The sequence below is a fragment of the Marisediminitalea oceani genome (genome assembly GCF_003731635.1).
GTDB classification, from domain to species: Bacteria; Pseudomonadota; Gammaproteobacteria; order Enterobacterales; family Alteromonadaceae; genus Alteromonas; species Alteromonas oceani.
The window spans coordinates 95,444-111,927 of sequence record NZ_RCUA01000011.1 but is presented as its reverse complement, the minus strand read 5'-3'; the positions used below and the strand labels follow the sequence as shown (position 1 = coordinate 111,927).

The 16,484-nt window shown below is 44.6% G+C and carries 15 protein-coding genes; 6 read left to right on the top strand and 9 right to left on the bottom strand.

Features of this window, described 5'->3' with window-relative positions; translation table 11 throughout:
• Positions 1–65 precede the first annotated feature (65 nt).
• From D9T21_RS03410 to D9T21_RS03390, 5 genes are all read right to left on the bottom strand, one after another.
• Entirely contained in the window at positions 66–1,934 is a 1,869-nt protein-coding gene (locus tag D9T21_RS03410; RefSeq protein ID WP_123323729.1) for an ATP-binding protein, read from the bottom strand.
• A complete protein-coding gene (locus D9T21_RS03405; protein WP_123323728.1) occupies positions 1,931–2,959 on the bottom strand; it encodes an ABC transporter substrate-binding protein in 1,029 nt (342 codons plus the stop codon). Before D9T21_RS03405 ends, D9T21_RS03410 begins: the two co-directional genes overlap by 4 nt.
• A 660-nt stretch (positions 2,960–3,619) precedes the next feature.
• Positions 3,620–4,654, bottom strand: coding sequence for a glycoside hydrolase family 62 protein (locus D9T21_RS03400; RefSeq protein ID WP_123323727.1), 1,035 nt, complete (start codon positions 4,652–4,654; stop codon positions 3,620–3,622).
• Between the two features lie 165 nt (positions 4,655–4,819).
• The gene (locus D9T21_RS03395; protein WP_123323726.1) at positions 4,820–6,472 is read right to left on the bottom strand and encodes a hypothetical protein; all 1,653 of its coding nucleotides are present in this window, start codon (positions 6,470–6,472) and stop codon (positions 4,820–4,822) included.
• Positions 6,462–7,223, bottom strand: coding sequence for an MBL fold metallo-hydrolase (locus D9T21_RS03390; protein WP_206427223.1), 762 nt, complete (start codon positions 7,221–7,223; stop codon positions 6,462–6,464). Before D9T21_RS03390 ends, D9T21_RS03395 begins: the two co-directional genes overlap by 11 nt.
• Before the next feature lie 202 nt (positions 7,224–7,425).
• Between D9T21_RS03390 and D9T21_RS03385 the strand changes: the two genes are divergently transcribed.
• Positions 7,426–8,247: a hypothetical protein gene (locus D9T21_RS03385; protein WP_123323725.1), complete on the top strand. Its 822-nt coding sequence runs from the start codon at positions 7,426–7,428 to the stop codon at positions 8,245–8,247.
• Between the two features lie 94 nt (positions 8,248–8,341).
• Here the strand turns inward: D9T21_RS03385 and D9T21_RS03380 are convergent, their stop codons facing one another.
• Positions 8,342–9,094 (bottom strand): hypothetical protein, encoded by a 753-nt coding sequence (locus D9T21_RS03380; RefSeq protein ID WP_164464565.1) that lies wholly within the window; start codon positions 9,092–9,094, stop codon positions 8,342–8,344.
• Between the two features lie 19 nt (positions 9,095–9,113).
• On the opposite strand from D9T21_RS03380, the gene D9T21_RS22680 reads away from it, so the two are divergent.
• From D9T21_RS22680 to D9T21_RS03365, 4 genes are all read left to right on the top strand, one after another.
• On the top strand, positions 9,114–9,299 hold the full coding sequence (locus tag D9T21_RS22680) for a hypothetical protein (protein WP_164464564.1): 186 nt from the start codon (positions 9,114–9,116) through the stop codon (positions 9,297–9,299).
• 374 nt (positions 9,300–9,673) lie between these two features.
• A complete protein-coding gene (locus D9T21_RS03375) occupies positions 9,674–10,432 on the top strand; it encodes an aldo/keto reductase (RefSeq protein ID WP_206427222.1) in 759 nt (252 codons plus the stop codon).
• 339 nt (positions 10,433–10,771) lie between these two features.
• A complete protein-coding gene (gene cynS, locus D9T21_RS03370) occupies positions 10,772–11,221 on the top strand; it encodes a cyanase (RefSeq protein ID WP_123323723.1) in 450 nt (149 codons plus the stop codon).
• Positions 11,222–11,420: 199 nt separating this feature from the next.
• Positions 11,421–12,623, top strand: coding sequence for an MFS transporter (locus tag D9T21_RS03365; protein ID WP_123323722.1), 1,203 nt, complete (start codon positions 11,421–11,423; stop codon positions 12,621–12,623).
• On the opposite strand, the gene D9T21_RS03360 is transcribed toward D9T21_RS03365, so the two are convergent.
• Positions 12,603–12,983, bottom strand: coding sequence for a diacylglycerol kinase (locus D9T21_RS03360; RefSeq protein WP_123323721.1), 381 nt, complete (start codon positions 12,981–12,983; stop codon positions 12,603–12,605). The genes D9T21_RS03365 and D9T21_RS03360 overlap by 21 nt on opposite strands.
• Before the next feature lie 152 nt (positions 12,984–13,135).
• On the opposite strand from D9T21_RS03360, the gene D9T21_RS03355 reads away from it, so the two are divergent.
• Positions 13,136–14,266 carry a mechanosensitive ion channel family protein gene (locus tag D9T21_RS03355; RefSeq protein WP_123323720.1) on the top strand — a complete coding sequence of 377 codons (1,131 nt, stop codon included), beginning with the start codon at positions 13,136–13,138 and terminating at the stop codon, positions 14,264–14,266.
• 39 nt (positions 14,267–14,305) lie between these two features.
• Here D9T21_RS03355 and D9T21_RS03350 read toward each other — a convergent pair whose 3' ends face one another.
• Both D9T21_RS03350 and D9T21_RS03345 read right to left on the bottom strand, forming a co-directional pair.
• On the bottom strand, positions 14,306–14,731 hold the full coding sequence (locus tag D9T21_RS03350; RefSeq protein ID WP_123323719.1) for a universal stress protein: 426 nt from the start codon (positions 14,729–14,731) through the stop codon (positions 14,306–14,308).
• A gap of 115 nt (positions 14,732–14,846) precedes the next feature.
• Positions 14,847–16,478, bottom strand: a complete 1,632-nt coding sequence (locus D9T21_RS03345) for an FMN-binding glutamate synthase family protein (protein ID WP_123323718.1) — start codon at positions 16,476–16,478, stop codon at positions 14,847–14,849.
• Between the last annotated feature and the right edge of the window lie 6 nt (positions 16,479–16,484).

Genomic DNA, 16,484 nt, shown 5'->3' with positions numbered 1-16,484 from the left:
TATTTATCATCTTGTATCTACAAGTTTGAATTAATTGGATATTTCTCTTCTAAGCCAATACACATTTAAGAATGTCTAAATCTATCTGGATGGTAATCCGATATAGCACTTAATAATGCATGCTCAGAAAGTGGTTTAGTTAAAACAAAGTCCATACCCTCGGACAAAAAGAGCGCATGTCGTTCCTTGAAAGCTTCTGCTGTCAAACCAATAATTGGCGTGTTGGTATATTTATCCAACTGACGAATTGCTTGCGTACTTCGAATGCCATCCATTTCTGGCATATGAATATCCATAAATATCATTTCAAATGATTGCTGCTCCGCTACTTCCAATGCTTCCCTGCCATTGATGACGCGCGTAACGTTATGGCCAAAGTCCTCAAGCATGGTTGTTGCAACCAGCGCATTAATGTCATTGTCTTCTGCTAACAATACAGTCAAATGTCGCTCTGGCGTGCATTTTTGTTCGGTGTAAGGCTCGTTGATGACCTGACGTTCTGTCATCAGTGTTACGGGAACTGAAAGCGTGAACTCTGTTCCCTTATTAAGTTCACTATCAAGGTTTATAGACCCATTCAGCAAATCCACAAGATTCTTAACTATGGCAAGTCCGAGTCCACTGCCACCATGCTTTCTGGTTATTGAGTAATCTGCCTGGGTAAACCTGTCGAATATTTTGGTTTGCGCTGTCTTATCAATACCGATACCTGTATCTGTTACGGTAAATGTGAGCTCAGTGCCTTGTGGTTCATCCTGTGGAGCCTTATTCGCTTGTGCTGACAGCGTAATGGAGCCACCTTCGGTAAATTTAACCGCATTATTGACAAGATTGTTCAGGATTTGACGAAGTTTAGCCCGATCACTTCGCACAACCAGGTTCGTAGCACAATTAATCTCTATGATTGTGTTTTTGGCATTTGCACTTGCCTCATAAAGCGTTTTTACGCCGCTGAGTAAGTCATTCACTTCTAATTCAGACTCGTCTACCTCTACACTACCAGCCTCTATTTTTGCCAAATCAAGTACATCAGAGACTAGCGTTGTAAGACTGTCTGCTGATTTAATAAGATTTCTTGTCAGTTCACGCTGATGATCATCCAGCTCTGTTTTTTCAAGTATAGATGCAATGCCAATAACACCATTCAACGGTGTACGGATCTCATGGCTCATGACTGAAAGAAACTCTGATTTAGCTTTATTTGCTGCCTGAGCCTTAACCAGGCTCGTTTCTATTGTTGTTGACATTGTTTCAATGGATTTTGCCAACCTGCCGATTTCATCTTTATTTTCAATGTTAATTTTAACAGTTTGTTTAGACTCAGCTATTTGTGAGGTTGCCTTTTCTAGTAGGTGTAATCGATTTAAAATTATATTTTTAATCACTAGTTTTACACATAAATAAACTACGCATGCGGACAATAAGGAGGCAAGAAACGTGAGCCAGGTGATTCGCCAAAGCTCAGCGCGAAGGCTGGAAATATCTTCAGAAACAACGATTGTCCACTCCCATGGCAGATAATCGATGTTCGCAAAAAGCGTTGAATCGTCAAGGATGCCTACCAATACGCCATTGCCAGCTCTATTTAGCGTATCCATTTCATCGATGTTTTTTTGTATCAGCGGTAATTCGCTTTTATGATAAACGGCGAATTGTTTACCTGTGCTTAAGGAAAGTGCCTCAAGCTCTTCTAGCACTTCATTTTGATAGGCTTTTTCAAATGATGCTATGCCTTTCAGACCACTTGAAACCAGAACTTGCTCTCTGCTATCAGCAATTTCATACGCCATCTGAGATGCGAATACTGCCAGTGTTTCAAACTCACGCTGTTTAAGCGTTTGGTAAGCTGTGAGATAAGACGTGTAGCCAAGTACTGCGACTCCAGTTACTACAGCGGGTATCAGCCAAAGTCCAATTTTAGCAGTTAATTTCATCGAGTTGTTCCTACTACCCTAGCATTACGCAAGATGTCTGATGGAATAACGATATTGTGTTGTAGAGCTGCGCTCAAATTAATAATTATTTGAAATGAAGTGATTCGGCTAATCGGCATTGAACGGACTTCTGCTTCGTCCGTCAACACTTGTATAGCCTTAGCTGCAAGTGACCGCCCGATTTGCTCCGGTTCTACTATCATGCCCATAATTGCACCATCTTTGACTTTCTGACTGTCCTCGGCAAAGAGTATTGGTACCCCCACTGTTTGTGCTATCGCGCCTGCTGCCGTAGGGTGGTGTAAAATAGGACCTGTGGTAAACCATAATGCGTCAAACTGTTTTTCAGAACTCTCTATTTTCTGCACAATACTCTTTATCATTTCATCTGCGCCACCTGCCTCTGAAAGATAAGGAGTAGAAACGTGCGTCAGTGAGAATGGATGTCGGTTAGTTATTGCAGCCTGTAGTGCTTTCACCTCACTTACTGATGATGGGTAATCTGAACTCACCAGCGCAATTTCCCATTTCTCTTTAAGGGAGGACTGTGAGAGTGAGCGAGACACCAGGTTTAATTTATTACTTGCGGTAATAACGTGTGATTCGCCACTTAATTTTGAACTGCTTACTTCACCAAAGCGCTTTGTAAAACCTTCGCCAATAGGATCTGCTACCACCATGAAAAGTTTGGGAATATGCTTCCACTCCTCAGTAGCGGCTGCTAATCGGCTTGCCAGCGTAGCCACAGTGACGATGAGGTCTGGCTCTGATGTTTCACTAATTGTATCGACAATCCGCTTACTGTCTGCGGTATTCCCCTTCATGTTATAAACCTCTATTTGAATACCTTCGTTAAAGTGTTGTTTTAACGTCGACTGAAAGGACTGACTGGACAGGGTTACTATCGGAACGTCCATGGTTTCTATCACAACAACTTTTGTTGAAGCACAAGCGATAAATGGTGCAACTGTGAAAAGTAGAAACAAGCGGGTAAGCATGGCACGAGATTTAAATTTAATTTTCATTAAGCTGCTGACTTTTCATAGAAATAGACGTGTTTTCCCTAAAGAGTAGTCCTTTTCGAAAAATAGACAAATGTAACTTTAGATTAAATTTAAAATCGCCGATCAGTGTGAGCGACTTGAGATAATCGTATAGGCAGCTAATCAAGGGGCTACATTAATTCTGGGTACACAAGTAGCCGCAGCCGTTGCTATTTCTCCCGTTATTTTTCAGGCGTTTTAATGATGAGTAACTTATCAAGAACTGCCTGAACAGAGGTCACCTCGCCTTTTAACTGAATGCACGGTGAATTTGATTTCTCTGATCAAAGTTTAATGGATACACACGAATTTGCCCTTAACAAAATGTAAGGCCCTAATCTCTTTAAATTTCTTTAGGGTCTTAACCCCCCTACTCTGGTAGCTATTAAATCTAATAAGCTCACGACCGGAATGTATACTTTTAACAAATTGTTTTTATTAAATATTTATCAAATCTATGCGCTTATTCCATAAAATGTTGATGAAAACCCTAAGAGCCAACTCTTCCAGGTTATCAATCTCCATAGCGAGATATGAGTCAATATAGGCAGAACTTTGGTCGTAAAGCTCGTCCCCATAACCAACATCAGGTGTATAAGCCGGTGCAATCCCTTGTATTAGTTAACTCGTCGGTTTGCTTGATTACTTAAGCGATAATACGCCTAATTTGTAAGGTTCGCCGCCATAACCACCATTAAGTGATGGCCCTGACTCTCCCTGGAATACAAACTGTAAGTTACACGGATCAATGGTGAGATATTCATCGTAGCCGGAGCGGATCATTTCACCGTGGCTGATCCCGTCTGCCCATTTGCCTTCAACCCAGTCTACGTTGGCATTTCCGGCAAAAGGGTTTTGTTCGGTGTCAGCCTGTGGCGTCCATGGCCCATCTAAATCTGTGGCCGTCCAGGAACGGAAGTATCTGGGGCCATAGGCCCCCTTTTCACTGTTATAAGCTTCCACCAATAACAGGTACTGATCAGTGCCGTCCACTTTGTAAACATTGGCCGCTTCAAATAAGAAGCTATTGCCGTTACCACGGTGGTCTTCCATTACGACTTCGTAGCCCACAAAGTTTGGAAAGTTTTCTCTGGACGTTTTGGATTTGTAGAGCACGCCATCGTCTCGGGAGAAAAATAAATGGCAATTCACATCGTCACAAATTACCCAGTAATCAAGTTCTGGCTTGCCTTGCTCAATAGGAGGCCCGTCTTGCAGAAAGTCTTTCCTGGCGGTCCAGCTGTTTACATCCGTTATATCGCTGGTTGTTGAATAGCCCCGCCCCCACTGCGTAAAGTTGTACCACTTGTTATGCGGGCGGTAATAGAACACCTGCGGTGCAACCGTGTTGCCCACCTTAGTGCCATTCATAGGTTGTTGAACAGCCTTCGACGCGTTTTGCCAGTCAGCAAAGCTGAAATACACCGATTTCCAGTTTCCGTCATTTATCGTAGCCCAAATATGATACTCGTCCTCGTAATAAACCACGGATGGATCTTTAATACCGAATATTCCTTCGTTAGGCGAAACCAACGCAGAACTGGCTTCCCACTGAAACTCAGACGGTAATGGACAGGTTTTAGCAATCTCGCGGTTATCTGAACTGCTTGTTCCTGTGCATCCTGCCAGCCACACGGAAGTGAGCACCGCACCTAAAACCTTCTTATTAAACTTCATCTCATTATTCCTGCTGATTTACCTTTAATGGAAATCTCCCGAAAGAGACAGTACCACTGTTAAAGGAATGTAAATTTATCAGCCATAGTATGAGTATCGCGGCGAGATGAAATTATTTTATAAAGGATCCACTTTGCGTTATTTGGCAAATTGCGCAACGCTCTCCTAGCGTAACAACTTGCGTATATAGGCACCGATGAACACAGTGATAAAAACAATGCCCACAACGGATTCAAATACGGTTAGTGCCGCAATGTTGCCGCTGGGCTCATAGTCTGGCCACTTGCCAAAGAAGTTGCCGGTAAAACCCTGAACGCTAAGCGCAAGTGAGGCATGCCAGCTCATATCGGGCTGGCAGAACCTGAATAGGAACATAAACAGCAAAATGATCAGTGTCGAAGATATGGCAATATTTCTAAGCCTCACGCCCCAACCAAAAACATGCCCAAACAATAATCGGGTTATTGCGAAGTGAGGTTGCTTCTGACGCATAAAAAAATACGCGTCGTCTTCAGCGTCCAGTTGACCCGTATCACTAAACCAGTTCTTTAATGAACAGTAGAGTTCGGCCGTTTTATCATTAGCTTCCTGCTCCTGAACGATAAACTGCCGGGGTTCTAATGAAAGCGGGAAATGCCGCTTTTGGACATAGATATCGTTAATGGGCAGAAATACCAGTCTTGCTGCACTGAGCCGGTTAAGCTGCAGATTACAGGCCTCAAGTTGGTTGTCTTCAATATAGGCATTGCCGTCAATGGTTGAATTTTGCAGTGCAAGGTTGCCAACAAAGCAATTATTAAACAGTCTCAGGTGACGTTCTATAGAAGTGCGTTGCATGGATATAGCTGGCAACTCAGGCGCGATAAAGGTTGTTTGAGAAATGCTTAAGTCTTTAACTATTGTTGCATCGGTAAGGTGAATGGTAGCTATTTCGGTCTGACTGATGGAGCAGTATTGAACAGTGGTGTTATTAAGGAATAAAGTATTGATATCACAATCTTTAATTTTTAACTTACCGTTTAAGATTGTGGTATTTGCGGTCTCAGAATCATAGAGTTCACGACCAGCATAAAATGCCTTAATCACTCCCCTGCTCGTTTCAGTTTCCTGGTCCTGATTACCGATGACTTCAATATCATTGTGAAAAGTACCACCTATTGACACCACGCCGGAAATTGCCACTTCATTAAGCCAGATAATGTCTTCACAGCCCATCACACCAAAATCAAGATAAACATTAGAAGCTATCAGGCCGCGCAACGATACGCCTCCCGGTCCGCTAAAATTGCAGGATTCCATATGCAGGTTATGTTGGATACCTGATGATTTTAAACTGAAATGTTTGTTAAATCTGCTGCTACAAAACCACAGATTACCCGGAAAATCGCAGGCAATTAGTCTGAAATCATCAGCAAATTCACAGTCGAAAAATGCGCATTGGCTGGTCAGCGATAGCCCTTCGATATTCACTAACCCGAAAGTGCACTGTCTGAATACAATTAATGGTACGTCCTTTTGCAGGAGGGACGATAACTGCTCCTGACTGAAAGTTTCCCCGATGTAATACTCAAAATCGGGAAATTCGCTGGGTTGCTCAAAACAAACTGCCGACTCCAGCGCCAAACCCCGCTCGATAGTCTTTTGGGGCTTAGGAGAAAATTGAGCACATAGTTCTTCACTTGCTCCAAGGTGCCTTATACCCAGTTTTTTGAGTTCCAGCCAGTACACAAAGTAAAGCGTTTTGTTTTCATTAATAAGAACCGAAAATCTAGAATGTTTCGGTTCGGTAAAAACACAATGAAACGACTTATAATTCAATGCTCATTCCCTGTTTGGCAAAACCCATAAAATGTTCTGTTACGACACCTTCGAAGGATAGCCAGTCATCGCCATAACTCATTAAAAGTATCTTTTGTTTTACGTTATCGGGATAGTCCAATAACGAACTCAGGTTTGCATGCACCGGGTTACCTTCATGTAATGACACATCGTGAAAGCAAAAATCGTAGTCGTACTGTTTTACTATATCCGGAATGGCCAGGGTATCTGCGGTATAGAGTATTTTCTTATTGATACAAATGCCATAGCACGGTTTCCCAGGGGTATGGGCTACTTCGAAGACCTCATAATTGACGCCCTCAAAGCTAAACTGGTTCTGCTCAATAAACCGCACATCAAAAAAGTCTTCCAGTGTGGCGTCGCCCTCACCAATTCTGCCCATAGAGCCTTTTAGGGTCTGATGCCACAACTCATCATAAATTTCACGCTTTAAATAAAGTGGCACTTTTCGTTGTAGACGAAACAGATATTCGTAGCCCACTCGCTCTAAACCGAATACATGATCACCATGTACATGACTGATAAAAATACCGGAAATGTTATCGAACCCAATGCCACATGTGTTTAAAGCACTTTTAATAGTGAATCCACAATCAATCAAAAAGGCCCCGGATGCGCTAACAATTGCAGCCCCCGTATTAAACATCGTGTCGGAATCTGAACTCCCTGTTCCCACCATTTTAAAAACAACATCCATAAACTTTGTACCTTCACTGGCAATAACAATCATTGATCTGCAACCTGGTAAAATACAAACTGCAGATCTAAGCATTGCACAAACCTACTATATAGCAGCCTCAATTGCATAGTTATCAATGACATTTGCGTAAATTTAGTAGTTAAAATATCCTTACATAAGATGAGAGGTTCAGTCGTCCAGGCTCACCTTCTTAATTATAAGAACATGCCAGGCATCAGGGAGGCAGCCAGTCATGCACGTTATTATTAAAGATAAATTCACCTTACTCACTGATCAGCACGACGGTACAAAAGTTAAATTTGGTCTTGGCTTAGGCATTTTGCTGTCTGTGCTTATTGCCTGGTTGGCCCTGAACCTACTCTTTCCTAAAGAAATCAAATCTAACCCACCGGCGATTATGTACGAGCTGGAAGCATCTAACCGCCCTGCTACAGATTCAGAACTTAATGAGATTTTCAATTATTACCGCAGTATCTGGCAGTTTGATTATGAATATATTCAGGCTAATAAGGATGTGATTTTTCAGAATAACTTAGTGTCCGATGCCCCCCATAAACGCCAGTATTTTCATGCCAGGGCTATTGCAGTTGCACCATTGCTGGATAAGCCCCTCAATGACTGGCTTGAGTATCTGAAGAACGAACCGGCACCAGCCAGTTCTCAGGTGTTTTTTGCTTTGCAGGAAACCTACAGCCGGGCGAATCATTGCGAAAGCTTGCTAACCCTGGAAACATTAAAAGCATGGTACTTTGCCAACGGTTACCGGGAACGACAGTTATCCTGTGGTACGGCCGAACAAAGAAGCCTGTTTGAATTTTTATCGCTATTTAACTTTGAAACCCGCCGCCAGCCTGATTTGATTTTTGCCGCTATAGCGAAGATAGAAAACCCCTCGGTAAGAGAGAAAATTTTAGCGAGCTATGAAGCGCACCTCACCACGTTAAGTGAGCTTTTTAACCGCTATGATGGCGCTGAGCGCCTGCAGGCAGCGCTGGAAAGTGACAGGTCACCCCAATTAGAAATCAACTGGTATCAATATCTTCAACAAAAGTGATCAGTTAACAAAAGTAGCTGGCCTTATCAAACATAAGGCCAGTAATTGAGGGCGTCTAAAAACAAAACAAAACAATACACCAATGCCCGGTGGATTAACTAATCGCGTTGGCATCTTCGTAAAAACGCTTTTCCAGTTCTTCGTACTCTTCGTTTAAAGCTTCAAACTGTCCGTTTATCTTATTGCTAACATAGGCGGCCATTAGCTTTCTGCCACCCAGAATAACAACCAGCGTCGCAACGCAGAATGAAATAGCTAATGATGATACTTCGAGCCCCATATTGGCAATCACCGACAGCACCACAAGCCAGGTGATAAGAGTAATAACAATACCCACACTTCGCAGAAAAGAAGGCTGCTTACCCAGTACCAGCAGTAAACTTCTGATAGAGGGATTTTTCGGCTTAATCGATGTCAGCCGATTTGCATAGTCTTCAATGGTAATCTGATTATTATGTTCTATCCCTTCTGCTTCCAGAAAGTCCTTTAGTCCCTGGCTAAGGTTAAATGCCACTCCCTTCTCCCGCGATTTCTGTATTCTGAAGTCAACGAAATCAGCCGCCTTTTCGCCATAACAGGCCATGACATCCTGGTAGATACGGTTTTGCACCTGTTTGTCGGCATATTCCCGGTAAGCAAAGTCAGTTGAACCGTCATTTTGTACCCAGTACACCACAGTTTCTGTGGCAATCAAGGCGCCAAAGTCACTGATAAGCTCATCCACCATCTTCTTACGGAAACTACGCATTCTTACCAAGTTACCAATCGCGTTACCAATCGCGTTACCCATCGCGGCGCCGACTGCTGCGCCCCCTGCTGCCATCGCAATACCTGAATTTCGACTCATAATAAGATCCTCATTATTTTTGTATGCACAAACAGGTGAGTCACTGAGCACGCGCTCAGTCAGTGGTGTGCCGGCCTACAGCAAACGGCCCTTTTTATTCGATTTTATTGGGCTTACTGGCTACAAACATCAGGTTGACCACACCCTGGTTCACCTTACAGACGAAAATTGCCTGCACCATTACCTTAATGAGGCTGCCGAATGATGTGTTATCGCTGCAGCGACAACAATTATCAAAGACACGACAAGCGTGCGACGCTTCGGTTATCTACTACTGCCGCGTGTAATAAACCAAATTACTGACTGTGTCAGACATATAGGCAAGGATCCCAGAGTTTCCTTCAAGTCCAAATTCTGGCCTTATCAGAACAAATAAGTACACATGGTGACTTAGCATTTTTGATTAGCTGATTCACCGCTTTTATACGTGTCAGCAAGAGTCACACTGCGCGTCTAAATTTTGGATACGAAAACAAGGAGACGATAATGTTGAACGAATACTATACATTGGCAAATAATGTACTGATCCCCAAAATTGGCCTGGGTACCTGGATGGTAGAGGATGAAGATGCTGAATAGGTGGTAGCCAGTGCAATTGAAGCCGGCTACCGTCACATAGACACCGCGCAGGCGTACGAAAATGAAGCCGGTGTAGGTCGTGGTATCAAGGCAGGCAACGTACCTCGTGACCAACTCTTTATTACAACTAAGCTGGCGGCCGAAGCTAAGTCTTATGACGAGGCGAAAAAGGCTATTGATGAGTCATTGGCTAAACTGGACCTCGACTACATTGATATGATGATCATCCACAGTCCGCAGCCATGGGCAAACTTTGGCGATGATGATCGTTACTTTGAAGGAAACCTGGAGGCGTGGAAAGCGCTGGAAGAAGCTTACAAAGATGGCAAACTGCGTGCTATTGGCCTGTCTAACTTTAAGCAGCAGGATATTCAGAACATCCTCGAGAACTGCACAGTGAAACCACTGGTAAACCAGGTATTGGCGCATGCCAGTAATACCCCTTTTGAGCTAATTGAGTTTGTTCAGAAGCAGGAAATGCTGATAGAAGCCTACTCTCCGGTGGGCCATGGCGAACTGTTTAAAAATGACGAAATTAAAGCATTAGCAGATAAGTACGGGGTTTCTGTACCGCAGTTAGCTATTCGTTATGATTTACAGCTTGGCTTATTGCCATTACCTAAGTCGACCAACCCGGAGCATATGAAAAATAACGCGGACGTGGACTTTGTCATCAGTGATGAAGACATGGAGACACTGAAAAATCTGCCCACCATAGAAGACTATGGTGATGCCAGCGATATGCCTGTGTTCCAGTAAGCATTAGGGTAAGTAAAAAGCCGCCTCGGAGCGGCTTTTCTTTTGCCTGATTTATGAAGTTCCACGCGCTAAGGTGGTGCTTATTGATAGGTATTATGCGCCAATATAGGTCATACGTGGTGTGCAACGGATAATCGGTACAACTTATCCATTTGAAAAATATGGAATTATTAACATGGCATCGTTAATGCTTCCATTTTATGAACAAATTGATTCATAAACACGGTCTATGTGTTTGAGCAAAGACGCTCATGCTGTGCCAGCTTGCTGGTAATGGCATGGGCGTTTTTTTGTGCCCAAAACTTAATATCGTTTAACCCAATACAGGAAGCTAACATCATGATTACCGATCGTACCCAGGTTACCGCAATGATCCAGTCTGCCAAAATTACCAAAGGAATTAAGTGGTCTGAAATTGCTGAAGTTGTAGGTCAGTCAAAAGAATGGAGTACCGCCGCGTGTTTAGGTCAGATGGCCATGACCAAAGAGCAGGCTGAAGGTGTAGGTTCACTGCTAGGGCTCAGTGATGAAGCCGTTGCCTGGCTACAAATTGCCCCTTATAAAGGTTCTTTACCTACTGAAGTGCCAACCGATCCGTTAATTTATCGCTGGTACGAACTGGTAAATGTATATGGCACCACGCTCAAAGAGCTTATCCACGAAGAGTTTGGTGACGGCATTATGAGCGCTATCGATTTCTCCATGGACTTACAGCGCGAGGAAGATCCCAAAGGCGACAGAGTTCACGTTGTCATGTCAGGTAAATTCCTGCCTTACAAGATGTATTAAAGGTTTCATTGGCTGTTCCCGGCCGGTTTCGCAACCTAACACCGTTTAGGTTGCGCCTTTTTTAGTTACTGTTATATCAATTTTAACCGAAATTCTGTTTGCCCTGTCCAAACTTACGCCACAGAGCCGTGGTGATCTGGTAGCATAGCACTATTGTTTAAATGGCTCTTACGCCCTGCCCCCAAATGTAATTCCAATAATGACGCAATCTTCGGTATTTACCTCCCGCTTTGTCTGGTTTTTGTTCGGACGAGGTATTTTTAGTGCCATCGAGTCTATTATGGCAGTGGCGTTTGCCTGGCATTTGTACGAACGCACCGGCGATCCTTTCGATTTAGCGTTAGTAGGTTTGTTCCAGATTGTGCCGGTGTATTTATTATTTCCTATCACCGGTTGGGCAGTAGACCACATCTCCCGCAGCAAAATTTTGCTAGCTGGTGCCACCATGCAGTTGGCGGTGCTTAGCGGTTTTGCGCTATTAATGATGACACCGGATTTTAATAAGTGGTTCCTGTTGGCGCTAATCAGCTTGCACGGATGTGGCAAAGCGTTTATGTCGCCGGCACTGCAGGCAACGTTACCGAATCTGGTCCCGCCACACCATTTAAATCAGGCCGTGGCTATCACCAGTACGGTGTGGAATATTGCTCTTACCGTAGGCCCATTTGTGGCGGGTATTCTGATTGCGCTGTTAGATCGAAATATCTACTGGCTATTGGTCGCCGCGGCCATTGCCACCCTCACCTGCTTTTATCAGATCCCAACCATGGGGGCAGCCAATACCGGTAAAGGTAAGCGGGATTTGCTCGGCGGCTTGCGTTATGTCTGGCAAAATCAAATTGTGCTGGGTAGCCTGAGCCTGGATTTGCTGATTGTGTTGTCAGGTAGTGTCGTAGCTCTGCTACCGGTATATGCCGCAGACATCTTAAATGTGGGGCCTGAGGGGCTGGGATTCCTGCGAGCCATGCCGGCAGCAGGCGCGGTACTAATGGGTATTTACTTATCTCGTTTCAAAACAGAATTCGAAAACACCGGTACAACCTTGTTTATTTCGCTTGGCGTGTTTGCCCTATCAATTATTACTTTTGCGCTTTCAGAAACGCTATGGCTTGCGGCCTGCGCGCTGTTTGTTTATGGCGCATCTGACATGATAAGCGTGGTCATTCGTGGCGCTGTAGTGCAATTAAATACCCCGGATGCATTGCGTGGCCGGGTGAGTGCTGCCAATTCTATATTTATCGCTTCTTCAAACCAACTGGGTGATTTTCGCGCAGGCGCCGTTGCTGCGGCAGTAGGGCCTGTTGGAGCGACTTTGCTTGGCGGTGCCTGTGCTATGGCAGTGGCAGCAGGCGGTGCCTTTTGGTTCAAAGACCTGCGCCGCTTAAAAAAGATCGAGAATTAACGGATACAAAATAGTAGCCCAGCAAAATAGCGCCAGCATGATTGCCACAAAAACAGCCGCAGAGCCAATATCTTTGGCTTTACCGCTGAGTTCATGAATTTCCGGCCCTATTCTGTCAACCACAGCTTCTATAGCACTATTGAGCAGTTCTACAATAATAATTAATAGCAGGCTACTAACCATCAGTACTCGTTCAACCGCGGTCACATCCAGCCAGAAGCTTATTGCTACACCGAACACCAGCAAGGCCAGTTCCTGACGAACCGCGGGTTCACTCAAAAACGCGGCTTTCAGTCCTTTGAGTGAATACCAGGTTGCATAATATAACCGTTTAATGCCGGTAACTTTGGTAACAAACATTACTGCTCCATAACTGCTCTGCACATGACGCCGGACCTATTTATACCATAATCTCAGGCCACCACTATGAATGTATGGTGTATAGATTGCAGGATAATTAATCGGCTCATTTTCTATAGTGTCGCGCATTTCGATTAAGGGAATCTTAAGTCATGGAATTCATTGATGTTTTGACAAGAAAGCAAAGTATGATCGCCGGCGGTTGCCTTGCTATTATAATCATTTTATATATCGCAAAACGCCTTTTTCTGGTGCGTTTGCGCGCTCAGATGCAGCAACAGGATAGCGAGCACAGTCACTTTTATCAGGTTCTCATTCTTGCCCTCAACGCCCCTCTCAACCTGACAATATTAACCATTCTGCTATGGCTGATTCGCTACGGGGTAACGATCACCGGCGCATTAGCAAAAGAAGATACCGAAATCTTCGGTCATGTGATCCAGGCGATGGTCATCATTACGCTTATTTTGTTTATAGAACGCTGGATCACCTATGCTATCAAGGTTTATGCTTCCCGCTCGCCGTTGCTGAATAATACCCGCAGCATTGCCAGTGGGGCTATCCGTGCTCTGCTTATTGGCCTGTGTGTATTGTTGGTGCTGGGATCCTTAGGTATTTCGGTAACGCCACTCATTGCCTCACTGGGTATCACTTCTTTGGCCGTGGCGCTGGCCCTGCAACCTACCCTGGAAAACTTCTTCTCCGGCGTGCAAATCATTATCGATAAACCTTTCCGTATCGGCGACTTCATCGAGCTGGAAAGCGGCGAACAGGGTTTTGTAGATAAAATTGGCTGGCGGTCAACCTGGATAAAAATGCTGCCAAACAATATCGTCATAGTGCCCAACAGCAAAGTATCGCAGTCCAAAATCATCAATTATTATTATCCTGAAAAGGAGCTGTCGGTGCCCGTAGAGGTCGGCGTTCACTATAATTCTGATTTGGAATTTGTTGAAAAGGTCACTCTGGAGGTGGCAAATCAGATACTGCTCGAGCACGAATGGGGAGTAGAGTCTTACGATCCCTTTGTGGTGTATCACACCTTTGATAATTCCAGCATTAATTTCACCGTCATGCTAAGAACCAAAGAGTATTTCAATCGTTTCTTTGTGAAGTCGACGTTTATCAAGGCACTACACAAGAGATTTAATGAAGAAAATATTGTTATCCCGTTCCCTATCACCGCACTCAATTTACAGCAGGAAGGCGCGGAATCAGTAATGGCAGGCCGTTACGCTGAACAACTCGACGCCGGTCAATCAGCGGGTGCTGAAACCAAATAAATAACGTGCGCACAGCACAAACGGCTGTGCGCTCCCTGTTTATACCTTAACGGCCAGCAAATCACACTCGATGCCGTGCAGCACAGAGTTGGCTGTAGAGCCAAGCAGCAATTGCACACCGCTTTGGCCATGTGTGCCCATAACGATTAAGTCGGCATTGAGCTTTTTGGCCATTTCATGGATCTCTTCGGCAGCAGAACCAATCGCTACGTGCAGATGAGTTCTGGGGATGCTGTGTCCGTCGGCAATGCCCTGCAATTTCTTAAGCGCCTGCTCGCGCACCTCTTCTGAAAAGTCCCGCTCTAAAAACAAGCCATAGGGCTCAAAATTAGTTTGCGGATAGGCAACGTATATCAGGTTTATTTTGCCCGGAGAGCCGGCCAGCTCCAGGGCTTTTTCCACCACTTTGCTGTGCTCATTAGCAAATACATCAATTGCAACTAAAACGCTGTTATAACCACTCATTGTCAGCCTCCTTATTTGGCTGTTTTGTTTACCTTAGTGTAGTACATCTGCGCGATGACTATTTGATGTTTATCAATATATTAAGTTATCGGTAAAACCGTTTTATACATCGTGGCTAAACCGACTGGGTTTCATGATTCACCTCAGCCAGGGTATTCGCCGGCTTGAAGGTTGAGGCGCAGGCCTCTTTTAAATGTAACTGATAAGCCTTGGGGGCATCGTCTTCATCCATAAAACTACCCGGGTGAATTAATGGGAAAATTTCGTCGTAGCGTAATACGGTGTGCTGGTCGACCCGGCGGAAAATATGCGTACGATTTAAGTGTTCAGTGCTGCTATGACCGGTAGACGACAAAATATCCACCATGGCCAGGATGGTTTTCTTATGGAACATGGCCACCCTGGTACTCTTGTGATTTACATCCAGGCCTTTATATAACTTTGGATCCTGAGTCGCGACACCGGTTGGACAAGTATTGGTATTACACGACAAAGACTGTACACAACCAATCGCAAACATCATTCCCCGGGCACTGTTACACAAATCAGCACCCAGTGAGAGGTTTTTAACAATCTGAAAAGCAGTAATGATTTTACCTGAAGCAATGATTTTTATCCGGTCTCTGAGGTCAAATCCTACCAGGGCATCATCCACAAATGCCAACGCTTCTCTGAGCGGAAAACCTATGGAATTAGAGTATTCCAGTGGTGCCGCTCCGGTGCCGCCTTCCCCGCCATCCACGGTAATAAAATCCGGTGTGATTCCGGTTTGCTTCATGGCTTTACAAATGGCAAGAAACTCACTTTTGCGCCCCAATGCCAGTTTAAAACCGATTGGCTTGCCACCGGATAACTCTCGCAGCTTCTTAATAAACTCAAGCATTTCAAGCGGCGTATTAAAAGCATTGTGGGTAGGCGGTGAAATAACGTCTTCGCCAGCAGTAACACCGCGGATATCGGCAATCTCCTGGCTGTTTTTATGGGCCGGTAAAATCCCTCCATGGCCGGGCTTAGCCCCTTGGGAGAGTTTTATTTCTATCATTTTTACCGCGGGTAGTTTGGCTTTTTCCTCAAACTGCAATTCATTAAAACGGCCATCCTTGGTACGACAGCCAAAATAGCCCGTACCAATCTGCCACACAATATCACCACCATTTTCAAGGTGGTAAGGTGTAAGCCCACCCTCGCCGGTGTTTTGGTAAAAACCACCCAGCGCTGCACCTTTATTTAACGCCAGCACGGCGTTTTTACTCAACGCGCCAAAGCTCATAGCTGAAATGTTGAGAATACTGGCCGCATAGGGCTGTTTACAATCCGGCCCGCCAATAACTACACGGGGATCGTCATCGAGTTCGTCAACGCTTAAGGCAGACAGTGAATGTCCAATCCATTCATAGCCCGACTTGTAAGTGTCAATTTGAGTACCGAAAGGCACGCTGTCCATACTGCCTTTGGCGCGCTGATACACAATTGAGCGAAACATCCGGCTGATGGGCCGGCCGCTGGTTTCCGTTTCCAATAGGTATTGTTGAAAGAACGGCCGGAAATCTTCGATTATCCAGCGCATACGGCCTATCAGGGGAAAGTTAACCAACAAGGAATGTTTGTGCTGACGAGCATCGTAAATTGCCACGCCCAGCAGGCCACCGCTGAGCACAACTAACCACCACAGCACCGGTAACCAAAGGCTTAACACAATACTGATAACCAACGCTGCAATCAGGTAGGTAAAAATTAACTGTCGCACATCAAC

Coding starts and splice junctions, on each gene's coding strand:
- D9T21_RS03410 (WP_123323729.1), bottom strand. CDS start 1,934: ATGAAATTAACTGCTAAAATTGGACTTTGGCTGATACCCGCTGTAGTA.
- D9T21_RS03385 (WP_123323725.1), top strand. CDS start 7,426: ATGCACGTTATTATTAAAGATAAATTCACCTTACTCACTGATCAGCAC.
- D9T21_RS03405 (WP_123323728.1), bottom strand. CDS start 2,959: ATGAAAATTAAATTTAAATCTCGTGCCATGCTTACCCGCTTGTTTCTA.
- D9T21_RS03380 (WP_164464565.1), bottom strand. CDS start 9,094: ATGAGTCGAAATTCAGGTATTGCGATGGCAGCAGGGGGCGCAGCAGTC.
- cynS (WP_123323723.1), top strand. CDS start 10,772: ATGATTACCGATCGTACCCAGGTTACCGCAATGATCCAGTCTGCCAAA.
- D9T21_RS03355 (WP_123323720.1), top strand. CDS start 13,136: ATGGAATTCATTGATGTTTTGACAAGAAAGCAAAGTATGATCGCCGGC.
- D9T21_RS03400 (WP_123323727.1), bottom strand. CDS start 4,654: ATGAAGTTTAATAAGAAGGTTTTAGGTGCGGTGCTCACTTCCGTGTGG.
- D9T21_RS03360 (WP_123323721.1), bottom strand. CDS start 12,983: ATGTTTGTTACCAAAGTTACCGGCATTAAACGGTTATATTATGCAACC.
- D9T21_RS03365 (WP_123323722.1), top strand. CDS start 11,421: ATGACGCAATCTTCGGTATTTACCTCCCGCTTTGTCTGGTTTTTGTTC.
- D9T21_RS03390 (WP_206427223.1), bottom strand. CDS start 7,223: ATGATTGTTATTGCCAGTGAAGGTACAAAGTTTATGGATGTTGTTTTT.
- D9T21_RS03350 (WP_123323719.1), bottom strand. CDS start 14,731: ATGAGTGGTTATAACAGCGTTTTAGTTGCAATTGATGTATTTGCTAAT.